Below are 3,140 nucleotides of genomic sequence, written 5' to 3' on the forward strand. Positions count from 1 at the left end.
AGCCCCGTACGCGTAATGCGATCAATCGTCCTCGAGTAAGGCGGGACACGTGAAATCCTGTCTGAAATTGGGAGGACCACCTTCCAAGCCTAAGTACTCGTGCATGACCGATAGCGAACTAGTACCGTGAGGGAAAGGTGAAAAGCACCCCGACAAGGGGAGTGAAAGAGTACCTGAAACCGATTGCCTACAAACAGTGGGAGCCCGCAAGGGTCACCACGTACCTTTTGTATAATGGGTCAGCGACTTAGTGTGACGAGCAAGCTTAAACCGATAGGTGTAGGCGCAGCGAAAGCGAGTCTGAACAGGGCGTTCAGTTCGTCGCATTAGACCCGAAACCGAGTGATCTAGCCATGAGCAGGTTGAAGGTAAGGTAACACTTACTGGAGGACCGAACCCATAACTGTTGCAATAGTTCGGGATGACTTGTGGCTAGGGGTGAAAGGCCAATCAAACTCGGAAATAGCTGGTTCTCCGCGAAATCTATTTAGGTAGAGCGTCGACCGAATACCCCAGGGGGTAGAGCACTGGATGGGCTAGGGGTCCTCACCGGATTACCAAACCTAACCAAACTCCGAATACCTGGGAGTACTAGTCGGCAGACACACGGCGGGTGCTAACGTCCGTCGTGAAAAGGGAAACAACCCTGACCTACAGCTAAGGTCCCCAAGTTATGGCTAAGTGGGAAAGGATGTGAGGATCCCAAAACAACCAGGATGTTGGCTTAGAAGCAGCCATCATTTAAAGAAAGCGTAACAGCTCACTGGTCTAAATAAGGGTCTTTGCGCCGAAAATGTAACGGGGCTAAAGCCATACACCGAAGCTTAGGGTTTGGTCCGCAAGGGCCAAGCGGTAGCGGAGCGTTCTGTAAGCTGATGAAGCCATACCCGTGAGGGGTGGTGGAGGTATCAGAAGTGCGAATGCTGACATGAGTAACGTAAGGGGAGTGAGAGACTCCCCCGCCGAAAGACCAAGGGTTCCTGCTTAAAGCTAATCTGAGCAGGGTTAGCCGGCCCCTAAGACGAGGCGGAAACGCGTAGTCGATGGGAACCACGTTAATATTCGTGGGCTTGGAGGTAGTGACGGATCGCACAAGTTGTCCAATCTTATCGGATTGAACGGGCAGCGGAGCGGTTCCAGGAAATAGCTCCTCCTTATAAACCGTACCCGAAACCGACACTGGTGGTCAGGTAGAGTATACCAAGGCGCTTGAGAGAACTATGCTGAAGGAACTCGGCAAATTGCACGCGTAACTTCGGAAGAAGCGTGACCCTTTTCTACGCAAGTAGAGGAGGGTGGCACAGACCAGGGGGTAGCGACTGTTTATCAAAAACACAGGGCTCTGCGAAGTCGCAAGACGACGTATAGGGTCTGACGCCTGCCCGGTGCTGGAAGGTTAAGAGGAGGGGTGCAAGCTCTGAATCGAAGCCCCAGTAAACGGCGGCCGTAACTATAACGGTCCTAAGGTAGCGAAATTCCTTGTCGGGTAAGTTCCGACCTGCACGAATGGCGTAACGACTTCCCCGCTGTCTCCAGCATAGACTCAGTGAAATTGAATTCCCCGTGAAGATGCGGGGTTCCTGCGGTTAGACGGAAAGACCCCGTGCACCTTTACTATAGCTTTACATTGGCATTCGTAGTGGCATGTGTAGGATAGGTGGTAGGCTTTGAAACCTGGGCGCCAGCTCAGGTGGAGCCACCCTTGAAATACCACCCTTATTACTATGGATGTCTAACCGCGGCCCGTTATCCGGGTCCGGGACAATGTATGGTGGGTAGTTTGACTGGGGCGGTCGCCTCCTAAAGAGTAACGGAGGCGCGCGATGGTGGGCTCAGAACGGTCGGAAATCGTTCGCTGAGTGCAATGGCATAAGCCTGCCTGACTGCGAGACTGACAAGTCGAGCAGAGACGAAAGTCGGTCATAGTGATCCGGTGGTCCCGCGTGGAAGGGCCATCGCTCAACGGATAAAAGGTACGCCGGGGATAACAGGCTGATGACCCCCAAGAGTCCATATCGACGGGGTTGTTTGGCACCTCGATGTCGACTCATCGCATCCTGGGGCTGGAGCAGGTCCCAAGGGTATGGCTGTTCGCCATTTAAAGCGGTACGTGAGTTGGGTTCAGAACGTCGTGAGACAGTTCGGTCCCTATCTGCCGTGGGTGTAGGAATATTGAAAGGATCTGTCCCTAGTACGAGAGGACCGGGATGGACGGATCTCTGGTGGACCTGTTGTGGCGCCAGCCGCATAGCAGGGTAGCTATATCCGGACGGGATAACCGCTGAAGGCATCTAAGCGGGAAACCCACCTTAAAACGAGTATTCCCTGAGAACCGTGGAAGACGACCACGTTGATAGGCCGGGTGTGGAAGAGCGGCAACGCTTGAAGCTTACCGGTACTAATAGTTCGATCGGCTTGATCGTTCTCATTCCTTATGCTCATTTGACGAAGTCAAATGGTCTGACCAGCGCTCACGCGTCGTATCGGCCTTCGGCCGGACGCTCCGCGAGGGCGCCGGAAAACCGGCGACGCGCAGTCGCGCTTGCGGGCTACGCCCGAAAGCCAACTGTAGATGTCGCCTTGGCACGGAAAGACAGGCAAACGGCACAAGCCGATAGCGAGCGGGTATCCCCTGCTCACTATTGACTACTGCCTAATCCCCAACCCAGCTTCTCGATATAACGTGCGTTTTGCCGACCTGGTGGTTATGGCGGAGCGGCTGCACCCGATCCCATTCCGAACTCGGCCGTGAAACGCTCCAGCGCTGATGGTACTTCGTCTCAAGACGCGGGAGAGTAGGTCGCTGCCAGGTCTGCCAAACGCACGTTGAACTCTCGATCCAGAAATCGGATGGAGTGGAATCTTCTCATTACGATTATGTTGATGCATGTCGTTATCCCAAAACCGCTCAACACTTTTGGGCGACATGCATCGAGGCCCGCCAACGGGACTACGGGCCGCGAAAGCGGCCCTTTCATTTGGCGGCTCTTCTAATCCAGTAAGCTTCGGCTTACCTCTAAGGTTGACGCGGGGTGGAGCAGCCCGGTAGCTCGTCAGGCTCATAACCTGAAGGTCACAGGTTCAAATCCTGTCCCCGCAACCAAATCAAAAAAGCCCGCCTCGTGCGGGCCTTTTTGTAT

1 tRNA gene and 2 rRNA genes are annotated in these 3,140 nt (G+C 54.3%); all 3 read left to right on the top strand.

Features of this window, described 5'->3' with window-relative positions:
- Window positions 1-2,423, top strand: a 23S ribosomal RNA gene (locus JQK88_RS35240); the annotation flags it as partial.
- Window positions 2,424-2,697: 274 nt separating this feature from the next.
- Window positions 2,698-2,812: ribosomal RNA gene (gene rrf, locus JQK88_RS35245) — 5S ribosomal RNA — on the top strand.
- 214 nt (window positions 2,813-3,026) lie between these two features.
- A tRNA-Met gene (locus JQK88_RS35250) sits at window positions 3,027-3,103 on the top strand.
- Window positions 3,104-3,140 lie beyond the last annotated feature (37 nt).

Source organism: Mesorhizobium caraganae, assembly GCF_016836705.1.
Lineage (GTDB): Bacteria > Pseudomonadota > Alphaproteobacteria > Rhizobiales > Rhizobiaceae > Mesorhizobium > Mesorhizobium caraganae.